Source organism: Neisseria sp. P0021.S006 (assembly GCF_051956895.1).
Genome location: NZ_JBQCWZ010000244.1, coordinates 1 through 1,808, shown reverse-complemented (window position 1 = coordinate 1,808; position 1,808 = coordinate 1). Strand labels below are relative to the sequence as shown.

At 51.5% G+C, this 1,808-nt stretch carries 2 protein-coding genes; both read right to left on the bottom strand.

Annotated features, from left to right (window positions below):
• Positions 1 to 194: 194 nt before the first annotated feature.
• A complete protein-coding gene (gene murG / locus ACTHUM_RS12985) occupies positions 195 to 1,262 on the bottom strand; it encodes an undecaprenyldiphospho-muramoylpentapeptide beta-N-acetylglucosaminyltransferase (RefSeq protein ID WP_440403057.1) in 1,068 nt (355 codons plus the stop codon).
• Between the two features lie 4 nt (positions 1,263 to 1,266).
• Positions 1,267 to 1,808 (bottom strand): FtsW/RodA/SpoVE family cell cycle protein (locus ACTHUM_RS12980; RefSeq protein ID WP_440403056.1); only part of this gene is annotated, 542 nt, incomplete at its 5' end.

The following is a 1,808-nucleotide window of genomic DNA, read 5'->3' as shown; positions in this document are numbered from 1 at the left end:
TGGATGTTGGTCACTCGATTTTTCATCATAACGTTGCGTTCCGGTTGGTTTTTAGTGCGTAAAGGCGTTATTTTAAAGGGCTATCCGCTTCTGCGCTATGCTTTTATTGTAAAGGAATTTTAACAAAGGCAATGAAGGCCGTCTGAAATGCCGTTAATCAACTTTCAGACGGCCTTTAATCGAAGTCTGCCTGCTTACTCAGTACAGGATATGGCAATTTCCGCCACATCGTCCGCACTGTGCGGCAACGCCAGCGTACGGGCATTTTTCGCCCATTTCAGGCATTTTTCACGGTTCAAACCGCCGAGGATTTCGGCCAATTTTTCTGCCGTCAGTTGAGTTTGCGGCAGCAGCAAACCAGCTTCGGCCTGCACCATAAAACGCGCATTGGCTGTTTGATGGTCGTCCACTGCATGCGGATACGGCACCAGCAACGCACCCAAACCGGCAGCCGTCAGTTCGGCAATCGTCAGCGCGCCGGCACGACAAATCACCAAATCGGCATCTCGGTAGGCAGACACCATATCGGTAATAAATTCGACGCACTCGGCTTGCACACCCAACGCATCGTAATCCGCCTGCAAGTTACCCAATTTATTGCGGCCGGACTGATGATACATTTGCGGACGGGCAGCCTCAGGCAACAATGCCAAAGCCTGCGGAACGGTTTTGTTCAACACATCTGCCCCTAAACTGCCACCCACCACCAAAACTTTCAGACGGCCCTGGCGGTTTGCAAAGCGTTCTTCAGGAACAGGCAATGCCGCAATATCGGCACGGACAGGGTTACCCACCAATCCGCCTTCATGTTGAAAGGCTTTCGGGAAAGCATACAGAACACGTTTTGCCCAACACGACAGTTGGCGGTTGGACAAACCGGCTACGGCGTTTTGCTCATGAATCACAATCGGCACACCGGAAATTTTTGCCGCCAAGCCACCGGGGAAAGTAACAAAACCACCAAAACCGATCACACACTCGACACGGTGTTTCTTAATAATCTGCTGCGCCGCACGGACAGTTTTATACAGCGTAAACGGCAACATCAGCTTGCGCTTGATGCCGTTGCCACGGATTCCTTTAATGGCCAGCGTTTCCAAGCGTATGCCGTATTGCGGCACGATACGCTCTTCCATCGAATCCTGACTGCCCAGCCAAATCACATGATGGCCGCGCTTTTGCAGCGACTCGGCAACCGCCAATGCAGGGAAAATATGACCGCCCGTACCGCCGGCCATCAGCATAAAAGTTTTACCGCTCATGGTTTTACTCCACCGAATAACCGCGCATTTTTTGGCGGTTTTCATAATCAATGCGCAATAACAAAGTAATGCACACCAGCATGATAAAGACAGCCGAACCACCGTAAGACATAAACGGCAAAGTCAGGCCTTTAGTAGGCAGGATACCGATGTTTACACCGATATTGAAGAAACTTTGAATACCAATCCAAATACCGATGCCGTTGGCAATGTACGCGCTGAACATCAAGCCCGAATCACGCGCCTGCTTGCCGATGGAAAACGCACGCCACACCAGCCAGCCGTAGCAGAACACCAAAACCAGCATCCCGAAAAAGCCGAATTCCTCGCCGATGACGGCAAAAATAAAGTCCGTATGCGCTTCAGGCAGGTAGAAACGTTTTTCCAAACTCGCACCCAAGCCCTCACCAAACCAGCCCCCGCGCGCAATCGCCATCAAGGAATGCGTCAGCTGATAGCCTTTACCCAAAGGATCGCTCCAAGGGTCCAAAAACGCTGCCACACGCGCCATACGGTAAGGCGCAGCCAAAATCAACAAGCCCATAC